This window comes from Pectobacterium parmentieri (assembly GCF_001742145.1).
In the GTDB taxonomy this organism is placed as follows: domain Bacteria; phylum Pseudomonadota; class Gammaproteobacteria; order Enterobacterales; family Enterobacteriaceae; genus Pectobacterium; species Pectobacterium parmentieri.
The window spans coordinates 4,860,191-4,884,877 of sequence record NZ_CP015749.1 but is presented as its reverse complement, the minus strand read 5'-3'; the positions used below and the strand labels follow the sequence as shown (position 1 = coordinate 4,884,877).

Genomic DNA, 24,687 nt, shown 5'->3' with positions numbered 1-24,687 from the left:
TGCATTGCCAGAGTGAAAAAAATGTCACCACAGTGTGTAAAGTAGAAATTACTATAACGGCAAAATTTTTATACACCAGCAAAGCTGAATCTTATGTTTCAAATCGCCTAACTTCAGTCTTTTATTTCGCGCACCGCATTTTTAGGGCGAAAAGCTGCTACCACATCCATATTGGTTTCAATATAAGGACCTTCCAACAGTTGGATACAATACGGTACGCTGGCAAAAATACCGGCCACAATCACCTTGCCATCGGCATCTTTTAAACCTTCCAGCGTTTCCTTAATCGCTTTAGGTTGCCCCGGCAAATTGAGAATCAACGCTTGCTTGCGCAGCACACCCACCTGACGAGAGAGGATCGCGGTAGGCACGAAACGCAAGCTGATCTGTCGCATTTGCTCGCCAAACCCCGGCATTTCACGATCGGCAACGGCCAGCGTAGCATCCGGGGTGACATCACGACGCGCAGGCCCCGTGCCTCCCGTCGTTAACACCAAATGACAGCCGCGCTCATCCACCAACTCACACAGCGTGTGTTCAATCATCGACTGCTCATCCGGCACGAGTCGAGTTTCCACATCAAAAGGCGTTGTCAGGGCACTGCGGAGCCAGGACTCCAGTTCTGGGATGCCTTTATCCTGATAAATCCCGCTGGAAGCACGATCGGATACGGAAACCAAACCAATACGCAATACGTTCATAAGCACCTCAATTTCAACAAAAAATAAATTTTATCAGGATAGTGGACGCTTTTATCAAAGAATTAGCGCTTATACAAAAATTCATACCACATCCGTTATTTCACACCCTGTGAGATACAGTATTTGATAATGGTTATTAATTGCCGTCTCAAAAAAGACAATAAAATCACTTAAATCAATAATACCGCCACGAAATTAAAATTAAAAAATAGCAGGCGAATAAAAAAATCGCTTACCCATTAAGCACCAATGAAATAGGCCGATATATTAAAGATAAAAAGTATGATAGCCACCACGACAGAACATCACGAAAAATCAAATAATATGATAAAATTAAAGCACTTCTTTAGTATCAAAATAAGTAAAAAAGCACCCTCAAGGAAGTCGCCATGAACGATATTAAGTATAAGATACTTAAACTTTTTGCCCATCCGACATACGCATTTTTCCTGTTCGGGGCGATTTCTTTTATCTTCACCATCGTTATTATGCATGAAGCGAACAAATCGACCTGGAAAGCAGAACGAACCAATCTCGATACCGCAATCAAAACCTATGGTTCCTACAGCAACAGCGGTGAAGTAGCAGAAAGCGATATGACCCGGCAATCCGGCACTTATTTGTCTTCACGAACCAGAACATTAGCCTTTAACACTCGAAATTCACGTAGCGAATGCATAAACAAGCTTTCTTCTTCCGATCTCACTTTCAACGATATGGCAGTGATCCGAACCTGCCAAAATAAATTGCCTTCTATCGGTGACTATGCAGGTAAAGACACGCTGACGGTTATTTTCCCTATTCTGTCACCCACCGATGAACTACTGGGCATTTGGATAAGAACAACGTCGGAAAAACCACAACCATCATTTATCCAGACGCTGTTTTCCCTGTCATCGACCCTTATTATTGTTGGTAGCGTAGTGCTTTTCGCTATTTTAGGCAGCCTGCTGTCACTTCTGGCAAAAAAATACCTGATCGAACTGCCTATCATTGCCAGATACGACGATCTGACTGGCTATTTACGGCGAGATGCGTTCTTTCTAGCAACGAATAAAGCCTTTAGTATCGCCAATCTGACCAAGCGGCCCGTTAGTGTCATGCTGATCGATATCGACCATTTTAAACTGGTGAATGATAGCTTCGGTCATAGCGTCGGTGATGATGCATTGAGATTCGTTGCCGACACCTTCAAGAAATCATTTCGCCGCGAAGATATTTTTGGCCGTATTGGCGGCGATGAATTCGCTATTGTTTTACCGAATACCGGATTAGATGATGCTTACACGATCGTCGATCGGGCCAGAGAGCGTATTAGCGACACACCTTGTGATACAGCCTCAGGAAAAATCAGGCTAACGGTGAGCATCGGACTGGTTGAATACCATACCGCAGGGGAAGACTTAAGTGAGGTCATGAAGCGTGCCGACGATAATCTTTATATCGCGAAGAAAACCCGTAACGCGACAGCGCGATAGGCTTATCTCCCTCAGCAACGTCACACCACAGACAAAAAAATAGCCGGGATTTCCCGGCTATTTTTATTCTCATAATGCTTACAGTAAATCTGCAATCATTTTTTCCAGTTTTTCCTGGTCGATCGCAAACTTACGAATACCGTCGGCCAGTTTATCAATCGCCATTGGGTCTTGGTTGTGCTGCCAGTAGAACTCGGCTTCTGTCATTTTCGCCGGGCGAACTTTCACCTCACCGACATAAGACAGCTTACGAACCACTTCACCTTCGCTTTCTGACAATTCTTTCAACAGCGCTGGTGCTATCGTCAAACGGTCACACCCGGCCAGCTCCAGAATTTCGCCGACATTACGGAAGCTCGCGCCCATCACGACGGTTTCATAGCCGTGCTCTTTGTAGTAATCATAGATTTCGCTAACAGAAACCACGCCCGGATCTTCATGCGGCGCGAAGTCTTTCTTATCGCCATTGGCTTTGTACCAATCCAGAATACGACCAACAAACGGTGAAATCAGGAACACACCCGCTTCGGCACAAGCGCGAGCCTGTGCAAAGGAGAACAACAGCGTCAGGTTACAGTTGATGCCTTCTTTTTCCAACTGCTCCGCCGCACGGATGCCCTGCCAGGTTGAAGCCAGTTTAATCAGGATACGCTCATTGCTGATACCTGCATCATTGTACAATTTGATCAGGTGCTTGGCTTTCGCCACGCTCGCCTCGGTGTCATACGACAAACGCGCATCTACTTCGGTAGAGATACGGCCGGGGATCAATTTTAAAATTTCGAGACCAATGTTGACCGCCAGTTTATCCGTGGCATCTACGACCTGCTGTTTACGATCGCTGCTCTGCTCGCGCGCCCAGGCAATCGCCTCGTCGATCAGCTTACGGTATTCAGGAATTTGCGCAGCGTTCAAAATCAGTGAAGGGTTGGTGGTCGCGTCTTGCGGTTGGTACAGTTTCATTGCCGCAATATCACCGGTATCAGCGACAACTGTGGTCAATTGGCGTAGGTAAGTCAGTTTATCCGTCATGTTGGCATGTCTCGTTGTTTATACGTGGTGCTCGTGAATGAAAATAGCTCGTATATGAATCGACTTGTTATGTAATCAGGTGGCCATCTATTTTGCGCCGAAATCTGATAATAACACGCGCACTTTCCCGTGCAAGCCGACTGTTAATCCTCCCCACACAGCCCCACCTCTCATCACGCTGAAATCATCGTGCAGGAAAAATGAAGCGTCTTAAAAGATGAAGCTATTGTAGCCATCGCCGTTTTCTTATCAGGTTCTTGCTATAGTAGGTGCATCAAAAATCAGGCCGACAGGACAGGCGCATGCTTATTACTATTTCACCCGCAAAAACGCTCGACTACACCAGTCCGTTGGCAACAACGCGTTACACCCAGCCGGAACTCCTGAACTATTCCAGCCAGTTAATTAACGTGTGTAAAAAGCTGACGCCAGCGCAGATCGCCTCACTGATGAGCATCAGCGATAAATTGGCTGACCTGAACGCGGGCCGCTTTAACGAGTGGCACCCAGATTTCACGCCGGATAATGCGCGCCAGGCGCTGTTGGCATTTAAGGGCGACGTCTACACCGGATTAGCCGCAGAAGATTTCAGCGAAGATGACTTTGATTTCGCCCAGCAGCATCTGCGTATGCTGTCAGGTCTATACGGCGTGTTGCGCCCACTGGATTTGATGCAGCCGTATCGGCTGGAAATGGGCACCAAACTGGAAAATAAAGCCGGTAAAGATCTCTACAGCTTCTGGGGCGATACCATTACCGAAAAACTGAATCAGGCGCTACACGATCAAGGCGACGACATACTGATTAATCTGGCATCGGATGAGTATTTCAAAGCCGTTAAACCGAAAAAACTCAATGCTCGTTTGATCAAGCCCGTCTTTTTAGATGAGAAAAACGGTAAATTTAAGGTGATCAGCTTCTACGCCAAGAAAGCGCGCGGCCTGATGAGTCGTTTCATTATTCAAAACCGTCTAACTCAACCGGAACAGTTGAAAGCCTTTAATCTGGACGGTTATTTCTTCGACGCAGCAGGCTCGTCAAATGACGAACTGATGTTTAAGCGCCACGAGCAGTAAATATACCCGTCATACTTCAAGCTGCATGTGCGTTGGCTACGGTCATTCACCCGAATCACTTACCTGAGTAAGCTCATCGGGATTCACTCTCTTGCCGCCTTCCTGCAACTCGAATTATTTAGGGTATAAATAGTACGATAGGCAAAAAAGAAAGGCGGCGAAAACGCCGCCCTTTCAATCGATTTATTCCGGCAGCGACATCAGGAATTCACGCAGCTTCGCGAAATCATCTGGGAAGTAGTGCGACAGCAGATCCAGATCGGCACGCTCGGCCAGCGCTTCCGGCAGATCCAGCTCTTTACCCAGAATTTCTTCTACGCTTTCCTTGAATTTCGCCGGGTGCGCCGTACCCAGGAACAGACCAAACTCACCAGCTTGTAGCTGATCGCGCAGCAAGCGATAAGCAATCGCCGCATGCGGCTCAGAGACATAGCCTAACGCATCCAACTGATGCATGGTTTCTTTCGTGGTGTCATCACTCACCGCACCAAAGCCCAGCGTTTTCAACTGCCAGTTTTTGCGACGGAACAGCTCTTCTACGCGCGGCCAGTTGTTCGGCTGACTTACGTCCATCGCGTTGGATAACGTTGCCACCGTTTTATTCGGTTCCCAATTCCCGCTGCTCAGGAAGCGCGGCACGGTGTCATTGGCGTTAGTCGCCGCAATGAAACGCTTAATCGGCAGACCCAGTGATTTCGCCAACAGACCCGCGGTCAGATCGCCGAAGTTACCACTCGGTACAGAAACGACCAACTGGTTACGGGCTTCCTGCGGCAGTTGTGCAACCGCTTCAAAGTAGTAGCAAATTTGCGCCAGCAGGCGGCTGATGTTGATGGAGTTCGCTGAATTTAGGCCAATCGCCTTTTTCAATTCTTCATCGTCAAATGCCTTTTTCACCAACGCCTGACAAGCATCGAAATCGCTGTCGATAGCAATGGTGTGAATGTTGCCGCCCAGCGTACAGAACAGCTTTTCCTGCAACGGACTGATTTTTCCTTGCGGATACAGGATCACGACACGGACGTTTTTCAGGCCGTAAAAGGCGTGCGCCACAGCGGCACCGGTGTCGCCAGAGGTCGCCGTCAGAATGGTAATTTTCTCGTCGCCAGAGACTTCTGTCAGCATTTGCGCCATAAAGCGGCCGCCGAAGTCTTTAAAAGCCAGCGTCGGGCCGTGGAACAGCTCTAGCGCAGCGACATCTTCCTCAACCGGAGCGATAGGAGCAGGGAACGCAAAGGCTGCCTTTACGCGCTCAAACACGGTTTCGGTCGCAATTTCATCACCGATATAGGCAGACAAAATGCGGCTGCTGCGGGTCACAAAATCCAGATCCAGCAGAGCATCGATTTCGGTGCGCTCAAATTCTGGCAGCTCCAACGGGAAGAACAGCCCCTGCTGGCTGCCCAGCCCCTGCTTGATAGCCTGAGCAAAACTCACCTGCTCGTTATGATCTTTAAGGTTGTACAGTTTCATGCATTATCCCAGTTGTCGTGCGCCAGTCTTATCAAGACGGCAAATATGAACAAAACCTTCATCGTTCTGCAAATAGTTATCCCGTAACCAGTCGGCCAGACGCTGTGCGCTCGCCATGTCGTTGCAGACGGAGAATAACGTTGGACCAGAACCGGAGATACCACAGGCCAGCGCCCCGATATCTTCAGCCGCCTGGCGTGCTGCGGCAAAGCCAGGCAGCAGTTTAGTCCGATAAGGTTCTGCGATGACATCCTTCATCAGCTTCGCCGCCAGTTCGGCCTGTCCAGTATGGCAAGCGTGGATAAAACCAGCCAGATAGCGACCGTGGCTGATGCAGTCCTGACGACGGTATTGCGCAGGCAGAATCGCGCGCGCTTCAGCAGTGGAGACTTTAATCCCTGGATACGCCATGACCCACAGCCAGTCATCGAACGATGGCACAGGCTGGCTGATAATGCCGTTTTCTTCCAACATCAGTTGGACACCGCCGAGAAAACACGGGGCAACGTTATCGTAGTGAACGCTGCCGGAAATACGCCCTTCCAGCTCACCCATCAGCGTTAGCAGACGAGTATCATCCAGCGGTTTACCGCAAAATTCGTTCATCGCCATCAGCCCGGCGACAACAGAACAGGCGCTGGAACCGAGCCCTGAACCAATCGGCATGTTCTTTTCGAGCGTCATCGCCACCGGCACGGTTTTGCCAATTTCCTGACAGAACAGTTCCCAACATTGATACACAATGTTTTCTTTCGGGTTGTCCGGCAGTTTGCTAACAAAACGCCCTTCATTACGTAAGCTGAACAGATCGGCGGCCTCAACGGAGACACAATCCCCCAGCAGTGAACCGTCTACCGGCGAAACGGCCGCACCCAGCACATCAAACCCAACGCTGACGTTACCGATTGATGCAGGTGCATACACCTTAACCATAATTATGCTCCCAACTTCCATGACAAGGTGCGCAGCAGATCGGCGAACACACCAGCAGCGGTAACATCGTTACCCGCGCCATAACCGCGCAACACGAGCGGCAGTGGCTGATAATAACGGCTGTAGAATGCCAGCGCATTCTCACCATCTTTGACTTTAAACAGCGGATCGTTGCCGCCAACGGCGCTGATCTTGACCTTGCAGCGGCCTTCTTCAATGACGCCGACATAGCGCAATACTTTACCTTCATCACGCGCTTGTGCAACACGGCTGGCAAACTCATCGTCTGCCGTTGGCAGGCGTTGCATGAAGCTAGCAACATCGCCGGAGGCATCGAAGCTGGCAGGCAGGACAGATTCCACCTCAATATCGCCCAACTCCAACTGATAACCCGCTTCACGCGCCAAAATCAGCAGCTTACGCGCCACGTCCATACCGGACAGATCGTCACGCGGATCGGGTTCGGTATAACCTTTTTCTTTCGCCTGCGTGGTCGCTGCGGACAGCGACATCCCCTCATCGAGTTTACCGAAAATAAAGGACAGCGAGCCAGAGAGAATACCGGTAAAGCGAATCAGCTCATCACCCGCATTCAGCAGATTTTGCAAGTTTTCAATCACTGGCAAACCTGCGCCGACGTTGGTGTCATACAGGAAACGACGGCGGGATTTCGCCGCAGCGCTACGCAGTTGGTGATAATAATTCATCGACCCGGTGTTGGCTTTCTTGTTTGGCGTCACCACGTGGAAACCGTCGGCCAGAAAATCTACGTACTGATCGGCTACCGCCTGATTCGACGTACAGTCGACGATCACCGGGTTCAGCAGGTGATATTCTTTCACCAGACGAATCAAACGACCCAGATTGAACGGCTCACGGGCTTTCTCTAGCTCTTCACGCCAGTTGTCCATCGAAATGCCGTTAATGTTAGTCAACATAGCCTTGGAGTTAGCGATCCCACACACGCGCAGGTCGATATGCTTATCTTTTAGCCACGGCTGCTGGCGGTGGATCTGCTCCAGCAATGCACCACCCACGCCGCCGACGCCGATCACAAACACGTCGATCACCTGATCGGTGTTAAACAACATCTGATGGGCAACACGCACCCCGGTGGTAGCGACATCGTTGTTGACCACGACGGAGATGGAGCGCTCGGAGGAGCCCTGCGCGATAGCCACAATATTGATATTTGCCGTTGCCAACGCCGAGAACAAGCGTGCAGACAGGCCGCGCAGCGTGCGCATGCCATCACCCACCACAGAGAGGATGGCTAAACGTTCCATCACATCCAGCGGCTCCAGCACGCCTTCTTTCAGTTCCAGATAAAACTCGTCTTCCAGCGTTTTTCTGGCACGCGCCAGTTCGTTCTGCGATACGCAGAAGCTGATGCTGTATTCAGAAGACGACTGGGTGATCAGCACCACTGAGATACCCGCACGCGACATGGCAGCGAACACGCGCGCCGCCATGCCGACCATACCTTTCATTCCAGGGCCGGATACGTTAATCATCGCCATGTTGTTCAGGTTGGTAATACCCTTTACCGGATACTGAGTATCGGTGCTGTCCATGCCGATGAGCGTGCCGGGAGCCTGAGGATTTTCGGTGTTTTTGATGAGGCAGGGAATCTGGAATTGGGCAATCGGAGCGATGGTGCGAGGGTGGAGAACTTTGGCGCCGAAATAGGACAGCTCCATCGCCTCCTGATAGGACATCGATTTCAACAAGCGGGCATCTGGCACCTGACGCGGATCGCAGGTATACACGCCGTCGACATCAGTCCAGATCTCACAACAATCGGCACGCAGACACGCGGCCAGCACCGCGGCGGAATAGTCTGAACCGTTGCGACCCAACACCACCAGTTCGCCTTTATCGTTACCGGCAGTGAAGCCCGCCATCAGAATCACATGATCTTTCGGGATCGCGCTTTCGGCGATACGGCGAGTCGATTCAGTAATGTCCACGGTAGATTCGAGATAGTGTCCCTGCGCCAGCAGTTTCTCGACGGGATTGATGACGGAAACGCCGTAGCCGCGTGCCTGAAAGACCGCTTCCATGATGGCGATAGACAATTTTTCCCCCCGGCAGATGATCGCAGCATTCACGCTGTCAGGACACTGCCCCAGCAGAGCAATGCCGTGCAGAACGTGTTTCAGTTGCGCAAACTCCTGATCCACGAATGCCTTCAGGCGGGCGTGGTCAAAGCCAGGCTGGGATGCGGCAAGACCTTGCAGCAGCGAAGAAAAGATCGTTTCGGCGTCATTCAAATGCGGCAGGATATCTTGTCCGGCGACGGTTTTTTCAATCATGGCAACCAGATGGTTGGTAATTTTCGCCGGCGCGGATAATACGGTAGCCACCTGTCCCTGGCGCGCGTTGTTTTCGATAATGTCAGCAACGCGGGCAAAGCGCTCTGCATTCGCTACTGAAGTCCCGCCAAATTTCAACACTCGCATTTTTATCTATTCTCCTGAATTTCTGCCAACCAAACGCCGGAAGCGTTTTTTTATATGCCGCTTACAAACGGCGTTGAGGGATAACCTGCCATAAAAAAAAAGCCCGCACTGTTCGGTGCGGGCTTTTTCTGGAATCTTGGTATGCGTCAGCCCGCACCGTTACTGGTTGTATCGGTGATGGTAATAATCGTGGTGATTAGGCTGATAGTGCGCATGCTAAAATCGAATCTCATTAAAGAAGTAGAGTTATCTGCCCTATTAGTTAGGCCAATCGCCCTTTGAAGTCAACGGATTTCTTTTTTTTCTTCTCGCCGAACGAAAAACGCCCACCGTTAAACCCACTACCGAAGCAGGAATAAGCCGGACAAACCATTGCTAAAATGCTCGTTTCAATATGTTCGACTGCCAAAAAAGCCATCTTTGCGATCTTATTTCGGCAATCTTTTTTCGATATCGTGTAGCAACCGATGGAGCATCGCCGTATCACGCTGCTCTAAACGTCCCAATCGCTGATGCAGCCAGTCGCGCAGTTTTTCATCGTCCTCAACGGCTAAATTAACCAGTAGCCGATCCAGACGATCGTGCAACGCTGACAATTGGCCCGCTACCGCGGGCTGTACTGCATCGGGTTTGACCTGCATAAGGCCAGCCAACTGGTAGCAAAACACCATCACTGCCTGACCAAGATTCAGCGAAGGGTAGTCTGCTTTCATTGGCACGCCAGTTAATACATCTGCCAGCTCAAGCTCTTCATTCGTTAGGCCGGTATCTTCACGGCCAAACACCAACGCCGCAGACGCCATCCATTGGATCTTCTCCTGCAATAGGTCTGTCAGTTCTGCTGGCGTACAGTAATAGCGAAATTTAGCCCGGCTACGTGCGGTGGTTGCCACCGTAAAATCAACATCTGCCAGTGCATCTGCCAGCGTGGAAAATACCTGCACGTTATCCAGAATATCTCCTGAACCGTGTGCCACCCAGCGGGCCGCAGGTTCTTGGTGTGCCGTGCTACCGACAATACGTAAGCTGCTGAATCCCATCGTCTTCATCGCACGGGCCGCCGCTCCTACGTTCTCTGCCCGAGCGGGCTCAACCAAAATAATATGAAACTGCATAGACTCCCCAGTATGGATTAGTACGCCCTGACACTATTTACGCCAGCAGGCCAATAACACGGCCCTGTAATCGATAGCGTCATTAATAACGATTGATTGATAACGGCCCATCGATAGCGATCTATCACTCGCTACAGGTAGAAAATTAACAATAAACCAACAGAATTTCTGGCATCCACTCAGCCTTTGACAGGAAACATCGGGATGTCCAAAAAGTGGGCGGGAATAAAAACCCTAAGAAAAACAGGGTAAATTATTTTATTTCAATAAGTTATAAAAACACCAATGTCTGTGTAGCGTCAATTATGATTATTGGCATTTGCTATGCTAAATCGTTCATAAAAAGTGCTAAATTGTGACATAAACAGGCAATCCTATAAGTGTTTATCACAAAATAGTTAACGTGCTAAAATGAAATTTGATATATGTCAACAGAACCGTAGATTTATCAGCAGGCAAAATCAGCGCTTACTGTTATGTTGCTGTTAATAAGGTTAAACTGTGCGCCACTTTGAGCGCAGTTAAATTAGCGCCACGCTCACCCGCTAGCAGTACCTCTAAGCGGGTAGAGAATGAACACCAGTAACGCATTTACGTACTTGAGTCTGATGTTGAGCGAGAGCGTAGTTTACCTCGATAAGCTCCAGGGAAATACCCGGAATAACTGGCGTTGTAGCCAGCGGGCCAGCAGGGTATGACAGCGACTTCTGTACTTCCGATTTCTATAATTTAAGTTGGCAATTTTAGGTAGCAAACATGCAGACGCCGCACATTCTTATTGTTGAAGACGAGTTGGTAACCCGTAATACCCTCAAAAGTATTTTTGAGGCCGAAGGGTACGTTGTCCACGAAGCCACCGATGGCGCAGAAATGCACCATATTTTGTCCGAAAATGACATCAATCTGGTGATCATGGACATCAATCTGCCAGGGAAAAACGGCCTATTGCTGGCACGTGAGCTGCGTGAGCAAGCCACCGTTGCCTTGATGTTCCTCACCGGTCGTGACAATGAAGTTGATAAGATTCTTGGTCTGGAAATCGGTGCGGATGATTACATCACCAAACCGTTCAACCCACGTGAATTGACGATCCGCGCACGTAACCTGCTGTCACGCACCATGAATTTGGGCAGTGGCACTGAAGAACGTCGTCTGGTGGAAAGCTACCGCTTCAACGGCTGGGAACTGGATATCAATAGCCGTTCTCTGATCAGCCCGGCTGGCGAGCAATACAAGCTGCCGCGCAGTGAATTCCGCGCCATGCTGCACTTTTGCGAAAACCCGGGCAAGATTCAGTCCCGTGCTGAACTGCTGAAAAAAATGACGGGCCGCGAGCTTAAGCCGCATGACCGTACCGTTGATGTCACCATCCGCCGTATCCGCAAGCACTTTGAATCAACAGCCGATACACCGGAAATCATCGCGACGATCCACGGTGAAGGCTACCGCTTCTGCGGCGATCTGGATAACTAATCCTACCCAGCCGGAGCAGGTTTCTGTTCCGGCTGTTTTTCCCTTCTTACCGCCTGCTATTCACCCTTTCCCCATGGCATTACTGGCACCGCACTTAGCGCATTTTTTGGCGAACCATCCACCAGTCGATCAGAGTAAGCAAGATAGATCAGAGAACTGCGTTTTTGATCGTAAAACCGAACAACCTGCAATTTTTTGAAAACCAACGAGGTTCGTTTTTGGAATACCACAGATCCGCGATTACCGCCGTTTTTGATTTTATCGGACAGATCAATCGGCCCAACCTGCTGGCAAGAAATTGCCGCATCCGACGTGTCTTCCGCCAGCCCTAACCCGCCCTTGATTCCACCGGTTTTAGCTCGGCTAATATAACAAGTCACGTTTGCTACATCAGGATCGTCAAACGCTTCCACCACAATCTTATGATCCGGCCCGAGTAGTTTAAAGACCGTATCGACCGATCCCACTTCTTCCGCATTGGCTATGCTAACGGCAGATAGCGCCAGTAGCCCCGCCCCCATGATTCGCTTTATGTTCATATTTCAGACTCTGTGATAATTCATAACAAATGATTAATAACCACAATAAAAAAGAGGATGTACAAAATAAACCGCTTTGATCAACCCCCTTATCCAAATTACCTGTGGAATATTTTCAAAAATCTTCGGCAGTACCAACGTGAAAATATTGCTATGATGCGGGATCTCGATAAGCTCGCGCTCAATGTGTTTGATGAGGAAGATTATGGATCAAGCCGGTATCATACGTGACCTACTTAGCTGGCTGGAAAGCCATCTCGACCAACCATTATCACTCGATAATGTGGCAGCGAAAGCAGGTTATTCCAAGTGGCATCTGCAAAGAATGTTCAAAGACGTAACGGGCAACGCCATTGGTTCCTATATCCGAGCGCGGAGATTGACCAAAGCGGCGGTTGCACTTTGTCTGACCAGTCGCCCTATCCTTGATATTGCCCTGCAATACCGTTTTGATTCACAACAAACTTTTACTCGCGCGTTCAAAAAGCAGTTTGCCCAAACGCCAGCCTCTTATCGCCGCGCCGATAACTGGAATACCTTCGGCATTCGGCCGCCAATCCGGCTTGGTGAATTTACCCTACCACAACCGCAATTTGTAGAACTGCCAGAAACGCAACTTCTTGGGCTAACGCAAACCTATAATTGCCGGCTTGAGCAGATCTGTAACTTCCGTTCAGAAATTCGCATCCACTACTGGCGTCAATTCTTAGGTGAAACCTGTTCCATTCCCCCCGTGCTTTACGGGCTGCACCATTCACGGCCAAGTAAAGAGAAAGACGACGAACACGAGGTGCTCTACACCACCGCATTAGAGCCGCAGTATCTGCCTGATGATGTGCATTCCGGTGAACCACTCACGCTACCGGGCGGCGACTACGCGATGTTTGTTTTTGAAGGGCCGAAAGATGAGCTACAGGACTTTATTATCACGCTGTATGACACCTGTCTGCCGACCTTCCAGCTCACGCGCCGTAAAGGGTTCGATGCCGAACGCTTCCATCCAGACGGCACGGCGAGTGATGAGATCCCTGACATCATCCGCTGCGAGTATCTCATCCCCATCCAGCGCGCAGAACCAACCTCAGCGCTGTAACTCATCCAGTGCCGGAATATCCAAATGAGCAATATCTCCGGCCGTTTCTACCACCCAACCCGGTGCCAGCCACGGGCTTTGCTGATAATCAATGCGTGACAGGGAACAGTTGCGCAGACGCAGACGCCGCTCAGCCGACGCCGGTAGCCCTAAAACCGTACTCAGCAGGCACCCTAATGCCATCCCGTGGCTCACCAGCAGCGGACGACTCCCTGCTGGCAGCGTCAGGCAGCGTTCCAGAACGCCATGCATGCGTAATGCCACATCAACCATCGATTCACCTTCTGGGATACGGCCATCGGGCGTGCCATCCACCAGCCCTTTACGCCACCCTTCTTCTTCATCGGTCAGCGAATCCAGATCGCGTGCTTCTAATACGCCCATGTTCAATTCACGCAGCCCAGGCTCCAGGATTATCTGGCAATTACCACTAGATTTAGCGATGATTTCCGTTGTCTGACGCGTTCTTCCGAGATCGCTGGTAAAAATATGAGTAATCCCTAACGTCCTGATTCGTTCAGCAACTTGCTCTGCCTGCTGCTCACCTCTTGGCGTCAGCGCACTGTCCGATTGACCCTGAATACGTCGAGCCACATTCCATTCTGTTTCGCCGTGGCGAACAAGATATACCTGTAACATGGTTATTTTCCGTTATACTGCGTCAAATTAACTAAAGGTACGAAACTGTTATGTATCACGTTGTCGCTGCAACTACCAACCCGGCAAAAATTAAGGCTATTACTCTGGCATTCACCGATGTCTTTGGTGCAGAAAATTGCCGCATCGAAGGCGTTGACGTCGATAGCGGCGTCCCACGTCAGCCTCTCGGCTCTCTTGAAACCCGTACCGGTGCCAGAAACCGCGTGATGATGGCTCGTCAGGTACGGCCAGAAGCCGATTTTTGGGTCGGTGTCGAAGCAGGCATTGAAGAAAGTATGACTTTCGCCTGGATGGTGATCGAAAATGCTCACCTGCGTGGCGAATCACGTTCTGCAAGCCTGGTCCTTCCAGAAAGTATATTACATGGTATCCGTGAAGGGCGGGAATTAGGTGATGAAATGGAACGTTTGACGGGTGTTCAGAACATTAAACATAAAGGTGGAGCCATCGGCGTCTTCACCGACGGCAAATTGTCACGTACCAGCGTATATCATCAAGCGTTGCTGCTGGCGCTGGTGCCGTTCCATAACCCGATCTATCAGATTCCCGTTCAGACAGCGAAACAGTAAAGGTTACGCGTCGTCACCCAACGGTTTATTTGCCGATAGCAACTGCGCTTCCAGCCAGCTTTTTAACGCGGGGGGCGCGGCTTTTAGACTATTTGAACCGCGCGTAATCGTAGCAATTCCTGCTCCTAGCTCGCTTTTCAGCTCACGCTGGCTCATTTCACCCCGCATTAACTCTTGCACAATTCGCACCCGCGTTCCCAACGCGGTACGCTCATCCGGCGTCAACAGCAGTTGCAGCAGTGGCAGTTGGAGATCTTCCGCAATTGATTGCTGCAATAGTGCGACAAAGCGTAACCAATGCTCATTGTCTTGTTCAGAAAGTGTCGGATCGATAAGCGATAACGGAGTCATAATTGGCTGCCATACTATTTAACTAGTACGGCAGCATAACATAATTTCAGGGAACGATCGCAACGCCGCGTCTCAGTAACGCCGCTGCCATTCCCCATCCGTCAGCACATTGGCTGGCTGATTGAGGAAATAGCGGTAGAAGACGTCATAGGCCAGCACATTTTTCACGTAACCGCGTGTTTCCGAGAACGGGATACTTTCGATAAACGCAACGGGATCGATACGTCCCGCGCTATTCCTCAGCCAGGTATTCACACGCGACGGCCCGGCATTGTAAGCCGCAGAAGACAGAATGCGGTTACGACCAAATGTCTGGTACACGTACTCCAGATAGCTCGTTCCCAACAGAATATTCGTCTCGGGATCGAACAACTGACTACTGTTATTGTAGAACGTGATATTGCTCATTTTAGCGGTATGCTGCGCCGTCGCAGGCATCAACTGCATCAGACCCGATGCGCCGACGGGCGAACGCGCTTTCGGATTCCAGGCGCTCTCCTGACGGGCGATTGCCATCGCATAGCTCTGGCTAATCCCTTTGCCCTGCGTTTCACGGCGGAATTCATCATTCCAGGCCAGCGGGAAGCGTTCTTCAAGATGATCCCACAGTTTTGCGACAATCGTCGCCTGTACGCTTAAATCTGCCCAGCGCTGTTCAAACGCATAGCGAGCCAACGCCTCCTGCTGCGGCTTACTGCGATTCGCCACCAGCCCGACCCACTCGCTACGCGCCAGATTATCCATCTGCCAGAACATCAATTCCCGCACGCGAGTGATTTCGGGTAATTGTGATAAAGAAGGGTCAGGCTTCACGGCTGTCATGATAGTCATCGGATAGCGCTCGTTCAGTTTCTGCGCCGCCGCCATCGGGTAGAACCCGCGTTCCTGCATCAGGCTGCGTAATAATGTCTCGCCTTCCTGATGTTTACCCTGCTCCAACAGCACGACGGCACGCCAGTAGCGCCATTCGTCTTTCTGCAACGCCTCCGCCGGCAAACGCGCCATCCAGCTTGTCAAACCCTGACGATCGCCTGCGCCCAACGCCATGCGCACGCGACGTTCCAGCAAGGTGGTCGATGTGCTCCGTCGCACCACGCCATCTCGCCACTGCGCCTGCTCTGGCGTAGCATCATTCCCCATCAAACGCCAGGCGATGGTTTCTTCCATATCCTGACGCTCTGCGGCGCTCATTTTTTGCAAACGGGCAATGACTGGCAGCATCGAACGGGCATTGTCCGTATCCTGGCGCGCTGTACGCGTGAAGGCTGACAGCGTGACTTTACGGGTGAAATCCGTTGGCCCGACGGTACGAGCAAAGCTCTCCAACGAAGTGGGGTCATTCTGGAGTTTCAGCAGCGCATCGCCCATCGTTTTATAATCGTCGGGCAGTTGCTTGATGAGGTAGCTCACCAGACTAGCGCTGCCTTCATCCATCGCCAGACGTGCACGTTCCAGCGTTGTCAGCGGCGTCTGTTCGCCCGCCTGCTGCCAGACGGAGAAGAGTTTATCGCACACGTTAGGAAGCGAACGCCCGGTCAGCCAGATATCACGCGTGGCTTCCCACACGCCCTGACGCTGACCGGTTGCCCATTGGGCGTAATAGAAGTTACAGCGGGCGCTAACCGGCTTTGGCGGCTGCGGGCTAAATGCCAACAGCCCGATCCAGTCCTGACGGCGCGCCAGTTCATTGACAAAGCTGGTATTGAGATTACGAGCGGGCGGCAACGTCGGGTGCGTTGCCATAAACTGTTTCACCTGCGTCGCGCTGACCTGGCTCAGCTCCTGCGTAAGCGAGCGATATTCAAGATAAGGATAAAGCGGGTAGCTGCGCAGCGTCGGCATTAGTTGCGCTACCGTGTCCATCTGGTTGCTGTCCCATGCCTGCTTAACCTGCTGATAGCGCTGACGCTGTTCGTCCAGAGAATCCGCCAGCACATGACCGGACACCCCAGCCAGACATACCGCCGCAACGGCGTACCACCAATGACCTGCTTTTATCACCTGCATTAACCTCATCCGTTATCGAACCCGCTATCGGCATCCTTCATCGTATCGATCCCCCTATCCTATACCCAAAATAATTCGAGTTGCGTGAAGGCGGCAACCGCATGAATCCCCAGGAGCTTACTCAGGTAAGTGACTGGGGTGAGTAAGGGCAACCAACGCACAAGCAACTTGAAGTATGACGGATATATCGGGCAGATCCAGTGTGGCACATCATGCCAGACAACGATACGCCGATCCGCAAACCGATTCTGAAATTCACCGGGCGGGCCTACGTCTCAGATCGACCATGGCAAATCGCCGGATAGCTGGGATCGCGGGCTGAAACCCGCTACACTCAACGGTTAGGATAATCGAGCGTTGCCGAGGTATTTTCTCAGCGGCGCTATTCGTATTCAGTAGCACCGTGCTACACATCGTCACCCGCTTAAGGTGACAAATCATAGAGATAAGAGAGAGGCGAAGTCGCAACGTGGCTCAATATGTTTATACCATGCATCGCGTCGGCAAGGTCGTTCCGCCGAAGCGTCACATTCTGAAAAACATCTCCCTCAGTTTTTTCCCCGGTGCCAAGATCGGCGTACTGGGTCTGAACGGAGCCGGTAAATCAACGCTGTTGCGTATTATGGCTGGCATTGATACGGACATTGAGGGCGAAGCTCGCCCACAACCTGGAATCAAAATCGGCTATTTGCCGCAGGAACCGCAGTTAAACACGGAGCACACGGTACGTGAATCCGTGGAAGAAGCGGTGTCTGAAGTCGTGACCGCGCTGAAGCGTCTTGATGAAGTCTATGCACTGTATGCCGACCCAGATGCAGACTTCGATAAACTGGCCGCCGAACAGGGTCGGCTGGAAGAAGTCATTCAGGCGCACGACGGTCACAACCTGAATAACCAGTTGGAGCGTGCGGCAGATGCCCTGCGTCTGCCTGAGTGGGATGCAAAAATTGCCAACCTGTCTGGGGGTGAGCGTCGCCGCGTTGCGCTGTGTCGTCTGCTGCTGGAAAAACCAGACATGCTGCTGCTCGACGAACCGACCAACCACCTGGATGCCGAGTCAGTAGCCTGGTTGGAACGCTTCCTGCATGACTTCGAGGGCACTGTTGTGGCGATTACCCACGACCGTTACTTCCTCGATAACGTCGCAGGCTGGATTCTGGAGCTGGACCGTGGTGAAGGCATTCCGTGGGAAGGCAACTACTCCTCCTGGCTGGAGCAGAAAGATCAGCGCCTGGCGCAGGAAGCGTCTCAGGAAGCGGCACGCCGTAAATCCATTGAGAAAGAGCTGGAGTGGGTGCGTCAGGGTGCGAAAGGCCGTCAGTCCAAAGGCAAGGCACGTCTGGCCCGCTTTGAAGAACTGAACAACACCGAATACCAGAAACGTAACGAAACCAACGAACTGTTTATTCCACCAGGTGCTCGCCTCGGTGATAAAGTGGTGGAAGTCACCAACCTGAGCAAGTCTTACGGCGAGCGTCAGCTCATCGACGGCCTGTCTTTCTCCGTTCCGAAAGGGGCGATTGTCGGCATTATCGGTCCGAACGGTGCCGGTAAATCGACCCTGTTCCGCATGATGTCCGGTCAGGAACAGCCAGATAGCGGCGCGATCGAACTGGGTGAAACCGTCAAATTGGCGTCAGTCGACCAGTTCCGTGATGCGATGGATAACAGCAAAACCGTCTGGGAAGAAGTCTCCGGCGGGCAAGACATCATGCGTGTCGGCAACACCGAAATGCCGAGCCGTGCCTACGTTGGCCGTTTCAACTTCAAAGGGGTTGATCAGGGCAAACGCGTTGGTGAACTATCCGGCGGTGAGCGCGGTCGTTTGCATCTGGCGAAGCTGTTGCAGGTAGGCGGCAACGTGCTGCTGCTCGATGAACCGACCAACGACCTGGATATCGAAACCCTGCGCGCACTGGAAAACGCCCTGCTGGAATTCCCTGGCTGTGCCATGGTGATTTCGCATGACCGCTGGTTCCTCGACCGTATCGCCACGCACATTCTGGATTATCAGGATGAAGGTAAAGTCGAATTCTTTGAAGGCAACTTTACCGAGTACGAAGAGTACAAGAAGCGCACGCTGGGCGCAGAGGCGCTGGAACCTCACCGCATCAAATACAAGAAGATTGCTAAATAAGCCGTCACCAGACGTCATAAAAAAGTGGCCCGCATCGCGGGCCACTTTTCTTTCTGATGGTGTGCTATTTACTGGAAGCGATCAGAACGTTTCCCAGTTTTGATTATCGCTGCCTTTACCGCTGGAACTGGCAAGAGCCATTGCTGGCGCTAAACGCGGTTGCGGAGCCGCTTTCGGCAATGACGTTCTCCGTTGCTGAGCCACCCCAGCCAACTTGAATACGGCGACAGCCTGCGTCAAACGAGCAGCCTGCTCTTCAAGTGAAACCGCTGCCGCCGAGGCTTCCTGTACCAACGCCGCATTCTGCTGCGTCGCACTATCCATTTCGGACACGGCCTGGCTCACCTGCCCGATACCGCGGCTCTGCTCATCAGAAGCGGAGGCAATTTCCCCCATGATGTCAGTGACGCTGACAACTGCACGGACAATCTCGCCCATCGTTGTCCCCGCCTGCGCCACCAGCCCAGAGCCGGTATCGACCAGCCTGCCAGATTCGCCAATCAGCGTTTCGATTTCCTTCGCCGCCTGTGCGCTGCGCTGCGCCAGATTGCGAACTTCACCCGCAACCACGGCAAAACCACGCCCTTGTTCACCCGCCCGAGCAGCTTCTACTGCGGCATTCAGCGCCAGAATATTGGTCTGGAAAGCGATGCTGTTAATAACGGAAGTGATCTCGGAAATGCGTTTTGAACTGGTGGAAATGTCATGCATGGTATCCACCACGCCTTGCACAATCTGCCCGCCTTTCCCTGCTTTTTCAGACGCGTTCTTCGCCAGTTGGCTAGCATGGTGAGCGTTGTCAGAGTTTTGTTTCACCGTTGCGGTCAACTGTTCCATGCTCGCAGCGGTTTCCTCCAGCGCGGCAGCCTGCTGCTCGGTACGCGAAGAGAGATCGACGTTACCCGCCGTAATTTCTGACGACCCTTGATAGATTGAATCCGCCCCCTCACGCACGATCGTAACCGTATCGGTCAGTTCCGCCTGCATATTCTGGATATTCGTCCCCAGAATGCCAATTTCATTGCGCCCCATTACCATTGGCGGTTGTGTCAAATCCCCCGCCGCAATCTTCTGGATACGCTCAACCAGTCGGTTGATAGGTGCGAGGATCACATTGCGTACCATGATGTACGCCATAATCGCCATAATGATGGATAAGGCAAACGAGCCCGCCATCATCCAGTTACCCAATGTCGCATTCTCTGCCGCTCGGTCATTGATGTCTTGCGCGGCTTTTGTCAGTTCAGTCACTTTTTTACGCACCGGGACGCTAAATGCTTCATCTAACGTGCGCGCCAGCGTACTTTCCAGCGACACCAGATCTTCAAATTCACCCTCAGTCGTGGCTTTCTGCATCACGACAATCGCATTATCGCGATAGTTGTTATAAGCCTTGAGGATATCCTCATCCAGGGCCTTTTCACTCTCCAGCCTGTCTGGACGCGCGAGATATTCATCAAGGCGTTTCTGTGAGGCTCTGACTCGGCCAGCAGCCTGGTCTGAAGCAGCTTTAAATACCTCGTGATCGCTAATACGATTTGCCGCCCCCGCCTGAATGAGTAGCAATCTGGCAACGCGTAGCTGATCGAGGCTGCTGCTGATACCAGCCCGAATATCAGACAGCTCATTCGCTTTATCCAATGAGTCATTACTCTGCTTTAAGAAATAACTCGCGGTGCCAATAGAAAGCGCAAAAAGAATCAGGATAATTGAAAAAAGAGTAATAAATAGTGAGACGAGGCGTATGTTGTTGATGTAACTCAACTTCTCTTTTTGAACAGACATCGATTGCATTGTCATTTTCACCATCACTGGTCTACATTATCTCTGCCATCATGGCTGCGACAGAGCTCGGATATTACCGTGACAACAACGCCACGCAGAAAACAAATACCTTTCATAAAAAAGTCAAAAGAAACCACATTGTGTTATCGGCACTTCCACGCTAAAACGTACCTAAAATAATCTGATAGAAATCACGTTTCAATAAAAAATAAAACAAAGCAATAAAAATGAAACAAAAATCGTTTTCTCTGACCATCATGGCGACTTTTTCAAAACTGTTGAGTAATCATCCAATGCGCAATGCGGCCAAACGACGTCGATAAGACACGCCAGCGCGGGTGAATTCAGCAAATATCAGAGAACGGGCTCAAGCGGACGCCAGTAAGTGAAGAGTCATGGATTTTGCCTATCTCGCTGTTCTACACTTTGTTCTATTCATAAGAACGATGTCTTATGCAAAAAACCGCATTCTGAAAACAGTAAGGAATATATTATGACCGCTCACGCGATAGCCGTTGACCCACAACAGCCGGAAAATTTCATCACTATCACACAAGACATCCCGGAGCCTGGCGAGTACGATCTGCTGATCGGCGTAAAAGCCATTTCCGTCAACCCGGTTGATACCAAGGTTCATGCCGGACTGCGTCAGAATGGGTTACAACAACCCAAAATTCTCGGCTGGGACGCCAGCGGCGTCGTGCTGAAAGCGGGCAGCGCCGTTAGCCACTTTCAGGTCGGTGATGAAGTCTGGTACGCGGGCGACATCACACGCCCAGGCAGCAACACCACCCATCAGTTGATTGATTCACGTATCGTAGCGCGTAAGCCCATCTCTCTGGATTGGGCCGCCGCCGCCGCCATGCCGCTCACAGCGTTGACCGCATGGGAAGGGTTGTTTGAGCATTTGAAAATACAGCAGGCCGACAGCGAGAAAACGCTGCTGATTATTGGTGGCGCAGGTGGCGTCGGTTCTCTCGCGGTTTCTCTGGCGGCGTTACGCAGCTCAGTGAACATCATCGCCACCGCATCACAGCCTGACTCGGTGGAATGGTGCCGCCAGCGCGGCGCGCACAAGGTTGTCGATTACCGCAATCTGGTGGATGAGCTAGCAAAAGAAGGGATCAAGCAGGTTGATTATATCTTCTGCCTGAACGATACCGACGGCCACTGGGATGCCATCAGCAAACTGATCGCGCCAATGGGACACATCTGTACCATCGTGGAAAACAAAAATCCGCTCGACCAAACGCAGCTAAAACTCAAAAGCGCGGCACTGCATTGGGAACTCATGTTTACCCGCAGCATGTTCACCACACCGGATATCGCGGAACAGGGGAAAATTCTGCACGACGTTGCGCAGTTGGTTGATGCAGGAAAGCTTCAGGGAACTGCCAGCGAAGCGCTGCGAGGGTTAACGGTGGATACGCTGAAGCAGGCTCACGATAAAGTATTAGAAGGGCATATGCGCGGCAAGATCGTTATCGCGCTTTAATAACGCAACCAGCCCCGTTTGGGGCTGGTCGTTTATTCACTGATTAAAGCGTATTAGAACAGCAGACGCGCACGAATGGTGCCAGGGATCGCTTTCATCAGTTGCAGTGCCGTTTGCGCACCGTCAGTTTCAACGTCGATCACCACATAGCCAATTTCAGGCGTCGTTTGCAGATACTGTGCGGCAATGTTAATACCCTGCTCAGCAAAGATCTGGTTAATTTTAGTAATCACACCAGGACGGTTTTCATGAATGTGCAACAGGCGACTGGCGCGAGCACCGTGAACAGGCAGCGACACTTCAGGGAAATTCACCGCAGACAGCGTAGAACCGTTATCTGAATATTTCGCCAGTTTTCCAGCGACTTCATCACCGATATTTTCCTGCGCTTCCTGCGTGGAACCACCGATATGCGGCGTCAGCAACACGTTGTCAAACTCACACAGCGGCGACAGGAATGGATCGCTGTTAGTTGCCGGCTCCTGTGGGAACACGTCAATCGCCGCACCGGACAGATGCTTGCTGCTTAGCACTTCACACAGCGCGGGAATATCAACCACCGTACCGCGAGCGGCGTTAATCAGGATTGCACCTGGTTTCATCAATGCCAGTTCTTCCGCGCCCATCATATTGTGCGTACTTTCATTCTCTGGCACATGCAGGCTCACCACATCGCTCATATTCAGCAGGTCGGACAAATGGCGCACTTGTTGGGCATTGCCCAACGGTAATTTACTTTCGATGTCATAGAAGTAAACGTGCATACCCAGGCTTTCAGCCAAAATACCCAACTGCATACCGATATGGCCGTAGCCGATAATCCCAAGCTTTTTGCCGCGAGCTTCAAACGATCCCACCGCCAGTTTGTGCCAAATACCACGGTGCGCTTTCGCGTTCGCTGATGGAATACCGCGCAACATCAGCAGCATTTCGCCGATCACCATTTCTGCCACAGAGCGGGTATTGGAAAAAGGTGCATTAAATACCGGAATACCGCGCTTGGTCGCGGCCGACAGCTCAACCTGGTTAGTCCCAATACAGAAACACCCTACCGCGATCAGTTTTTCCGCCGCAGCAAAAATTTCTTCTGTCAGATGGGTACGCGAGCGGATACCAACAAAATGCGCATCTCGAATGGAGGCTTTCAGCGCCTCAGGATCCAGCGCGCCTTTGTGGAACTCGATGTTGGTGTAACCGGCTGCACGCAGGTTATCCAGCGCGCTCTGGTGCACGCCTTCCACTAACAGAAACTTAATCTTGTCTTTTTCCAGTGATACCTTTGCCATTTCCCGACCTTATTTTCAGACTTCAAATGTGACAGAGTGCTAAATAACCTCTGCCAACATAACAAAAATTACGCAGTCAGCAATACAAACGATTGCGTTGCCCGAGACGTTCCTCAGAGAGGTGCGCCTGATTTATGGCAAAAAATATTGCCAAAGAGATACATCGCCATATCGGCGATAAATAAAATAAGAAAATGTGATATTAAGTACCAAAAATGAGCCGTTAACTAAAATAGATTTTTTTAGCTAAAAAATTTCTGACGCGGAACCCGGGGCGTTCATCACGTCAGAACGATCGCGAACTCATTTAACGACGGTTTTTACACCCTCGGCGGTGCCGACTAACGCAACATCTGCGCCGCGATTAGCAAACAACCCAACGGTCACGACGCCTGCAATACCATTGATGTGGTTTTCTACCGCGACCGCATCCATGATATTGAGGTTGTGTACATCCAGAATGACGTTGCCGTTATCCGTCACCACACCCTGACGATATACTGGCTGTCCGCCCAGTTTGGCCAGTTCACGCGCCACGTAAGATCGCGCCATCGGGATAACTTCAACCGGCAACGGGAACTTACCCAACACATCAACCTGCTTGGATGCATCAACGATGCAGATGAACTGACGCGACAGGGCCGAGATGATTTTCTCACGGGTCAGTGCCGCCCCACCGCCTTTGATCATCTGCATGTGCCCGTTGATCTCATCCGCACCATCCACATAAACATCGAGCGAATCCACATCATTGGCGTCAAAAACGGGAATGCCCAGACTTTTCAACTTTTCCGTTGAGGCATCTGAGCTGGAAACCGCACCTTTGATTTGATGTTTTATCGAGCCCAGCGCATCAATAAAGTGTGCTGCCGTCGATCCGGTTCCTACTCCCACAATGGTGTCAGGGCGGACATAATCGAGCGCCGCCCATCCCACTGCTTTTTTCAGTTCATCTTGCGTCATAATCTGCTTCTGGCCTGTAGAATCAATATACGAAAACGTGTGCGTATTATAGAACATGC

At 51.2% G+C, this 24,687-nt stretch carries 21 protein-coding genes and 1 other annotated feature; of the genes, 7 read left to right on the top strand and 14 right to left on the bottom strand.

What is annotated here, in order from left to right; translation table 11 throughout:
* Positions 1 to 113: 113 nt before the first annotated feature.
* The gene (gene mog / locus A8F97_RS22225; RefSeq protein WP_015731278.1) at positions 114 to 701 is read right to left on the bottom strand and encodes a molybdopterin adenylyltransferase; all 588 of its coding nucleotides are present in this window, start codon (positions 699 to 701) and stop codon (positions 114 to 116) included.
* A gap of 389 nt (positions 702 to 1,090) precedes the next feature.
* Here mog and A8F97_RS22220 point away from each other — a divergent pair, with 389 nt between their 5' ends.
* Positions 1,091 to 2,179, top strand: a complete 1,089-nt coding sequence (locus A8F97_RS22220; RefSeq protein WP_014701506.1) for a GGDEF domain-containing protein — start codon at positions 1,091 to 1,093, stop codon at positions 2,177 to 2,179.
* A gap of 78 nt (positions 2,180 to 2,257) precedes the next feature.
* Here A8F97_RS22220 and tal read toward each other — a convergent pair whose 3' ends face one another.
* On the bottom strand, positions 2,258 to 3,211 hold the full coding sequence (gene tal / locus A8F97_RS22215; RefSeq protein WP_005973198.1) for a transaldolase: 954 nt from the start codon (positions 3,209 to 3,211) through the stop codon (positions 2,258 to 2,260).
* A gap of 302 nt (positions 3,212 to 3,513) precedes the next feature.
* Between tal and yaaA the strand changes: the two genes are divergently transcribed.
* Positions 3,514 to 4,287 (top strand): peroxide stress protein YaaA, encoded by a 774-nt coding sequence (yaaA, locus tag A8F97_RS22210; RefSeq protein ID WP_033072176.1) that lies wholly within the window; start codon positions 3,514 to 3,516, stop codon positions 4,285 to 4,287.
* A gap of 183 nt (positions 4,288 to 4,470) precedes the next feature.
* Here yaaA and thrC read toward each other — a convergent pair whose 3' ends face one another.
* From thrC to A8F97_RS22190, 5 genes are all read right to left on the bottom strand, one after another.
* Positions 4,471 to 5,760, bottom strand: a complete 1,290-nt coding sequence (gene thrC / locus A8F97_RS22205) for a threonine synthase (RefSeq protein WP_014701508.1) — start codon at positions 5,758 to 5,760, stop codon at positions 4,471 to 4,473.
* A gap of 3 nt (positions 5,761 to 5,763) precedes the next feature.
* On the bottom strand, positions 5,764 to 6,693 hold the full coding sequence (gene thrB, locus A8F97_RS22200) for a homoserine kinase (RefSeq protein ID WP_005973192.1): 930 nt from the start codon (positions 6,691 to 6,693) through the stop codon (positions 5,764 to 5,766).
* Between the two features lie 2 nt (positions 6,694 to 6,695).
* Positions 6,696 to 9,155 (bottom strand): bifunctional aspartate kinase/homoserine dehydrogenase I, encoded by a 2,460-nt coding sequence (gene thrA / locus A8F97_RS22195; RefSeq protein WP_015731281.1) that lies wholly within the window; start codon positions 9,153 to 9,155, stop codon positions 6,696 to 6,698.
* 92 nt (positions 9,156 to 9,247) lie between these two features.
* Positions 9,248 to 9,363, bottom strand: a sequence feature (Thr leader region).
* On the bottom strand, positions 9,302 to 9,370 hold the full coding sequence (gene thrL, locus A8F97_RS25335; RefSeq protein WP_014916714.1) for a thr operon leader peptide: 69 nt from the start codon (positions 9,368 to 9,370) through the stop codon (positions 9,302 to 9,304). (Overlaps the previous feature by 62 nt.)
* Before the next feature lie 213 nt (positions 9,371 to 9,583).
* Positions 9,584 to 10,270, bottom strand: a complete 687-nt coding sequence (locus A8F97_RS22190) for a tRNA/rRNA methyltransferase (protein ID WP_014701510.1) — start codon at positions 10,268 to 10,270, stop codon at positions 9,584 to 9,586.
* 756 nt (positions 10,271 to 11,026) lie between these two features.
* Here A8F97_RS22190 and arcA point away from each other — a divergent pair.
* Positions 11,027 to 11,743: a two-component system response regulator ArcA gene (gene arcA / locus A8F97_RS22185; RefSeq protein ID WP_005973184.1), complete on the top strand. Its 717-nt coding sequence runs from the start codon at positions 11,027 to 11,029 to the stop codon at positions 11,741 to 11,743.
* Between the two features lie 56 nt (positions 11,744 to 11,799).
* On the opposite strand, the gene creA is transcribed toward arcA, so the two are convergent.
* On the bottom strand, positions 11,800 to 12,264 hold the full coding sequence (gene creA / locus A8F97_RS22180) for a protein CreA (RefSeq protein ID WP_418303280.1): 465 nt from the start codon (positions 12,262 to 12,264) through the stop codon (positions 11,800 to 11,802).
* A 223-nt stretch (positions 12,265 to 12,487) separates the two neighbouring features.
* Between creA and robA the strand changes: the two genes are divergently transcribed.
* Positions 12,488 to 13,375 (top strand): MDR efflux pump AcrAB transcriptional activator RobA, encoded by an 888-nt coding sequence (robA, locus tag A8F97_RS22175; protein WP_014701512.1) that lies wholly within the window; start codon positions 12,488 to 12,490, stop codon positions 13,373 to 13,375.
* On the opposite strand, the gene gpmB is transcribed toward robA, so the two are convergent.
* On the bottom strand, positions 13,364 to 14,014 hold the full coding sequence (gpmB, locus tag A8F97_RS22170) for a 2,3-diphosphoglycerate-dependent phosphoglycerate mutase GpmB (protein ID WP_014701513.1): 651 nt from the start codon (positions 14,012 to 14,014) through the stop codon (positions 13,364 to 13,366). The two genes, robA and gpmB, sit on opposite strands and share 12 nt — an antisense overlap.
* A 50-nt stretch (positions 14,015 to 14,064) precedes the next feature.
* Between gpmB and yjjX the strand changes: the two genes are divergently transcribed.
* A complete protein-coding gene (yjjX, locus tag A8F97_RS22165) occupies positions 14,065 to 14,604 on the top strand; it encodes an inosine/xanthosine triphosphatase (protein WP_005973177.1) in 540 nt (179 codons plus the stop codon).
* 3 nt (positions 14,605 to 14,607) lie between these two features.
* Here yjjX and trpR read toward each other — a convergent pair whose 3' ends face one another.
* Together trpR and sltY are read right to left on the bottom strand one after the other, a co-directional pair.
* Positions 14,608 to 14,955 (bottom strand): trp operon repressor, encoded by a 348-nt coding sequence (gene trpR, locus A8F97_RS22160; RefSeq protein ID WP_014701514.1) that lies wholly within the window; start codon positions 14,953 to 14,955, stop codon positions 14,608 to 14,610.
* A gap of 72 nt (positions 14,956 to 15,027) precedes the next feature.
* Positions 15,028 to 16,962, bottom strand: coding sequence for a murein transglycosylase (gene sltY / locus A8F97_RS22155; protein ID WP_033072177.1), 1,935 nt, complete (start codon positions 16,960 to 16,962; stop codon positions 15,028 to 15,030).
* 469 nt (positions 16,963 to 17,431) lie between these two features.
* Here sltY and ettA point away from each other — a divergent pair, with 469 nt between their 5' ends.
* On the top strand, positions 17,432 to 19,099 hold the full coding sequence (ettA, locus tag A8F97_RS22150; RefSeq protein WP_014701516.1) for an energy-dependent translational throttle protein EttA: 1,668 nt from the start codon (positions 17,432 to 17,434) through the stop codon (positions 19,097 to 19,099).
* A gap of 81 nt (positions 19,100 to 19,180) precedes the next feature.
* On the opposite strand, the gene A8F97_RS22145 is transcribed toward ettA, so the two are convergent.
* The gene (locus A8F97_RS22145; protein WP_033072285.1) at positions 19,181 to 20,884 is read right to left on the bottom strand and encodes a methyl-accepting chemotaxis protein; all 1,704 of its coding nucleotides are present in this window, start codon (positions 20,882 to 20,884) and stop codon (positions 19,181 to 19,183) included.
* 493 nt (positions 20,885 to 21,377) lie between these two features.
* Between A8F97_RS22145 and A8F97_RS22140 the strand changes: the two genes are divergently transcribed.
* Positions 21,378 to 22,379, top strand: coding sequence for a zinc-binding alcohol dehydrogenase family protein (locus A8F97_RS22140; protein ID WP_033072179.1), 1,002 nt, complete (start codon positions 21,378 to 21,380; stop codon positions 22,377 to 22,379).
* Between the two features lie 53 nt (positions 22,380 to 22,432).
* On the opposite strand, the gene serA is transcribed toward A8F97_RS22140, so the two are convergent.
* A complete protein-coding gene (gene serA / locus A8F97_RS22135) occupies positions 22,433 to 23,665 on the bottom strand; it encodes a phosphoglycerate dehydrogenase (RefSeq protein ID WP_015731287.1) in 1,233 nt (410 codons plus the stop codon).
* Between the two features lie 303 nt (positions 23,666 to 23,968).
* Positions 23,969 to 24,628, bottom strand: a complete 660-nt coding sequence (gene rpiA, locus A8F97_RS22130; RefSeq protein ID WP_025920194.1) for a ribose-5-phosphate isomerase RpiA — start codon at positions 24,626 to 24,628, stop codon at positions 23,969 to 23,971.
* Positions 24,629 to 24,687 lie beyond the last annotated feature (59 nt).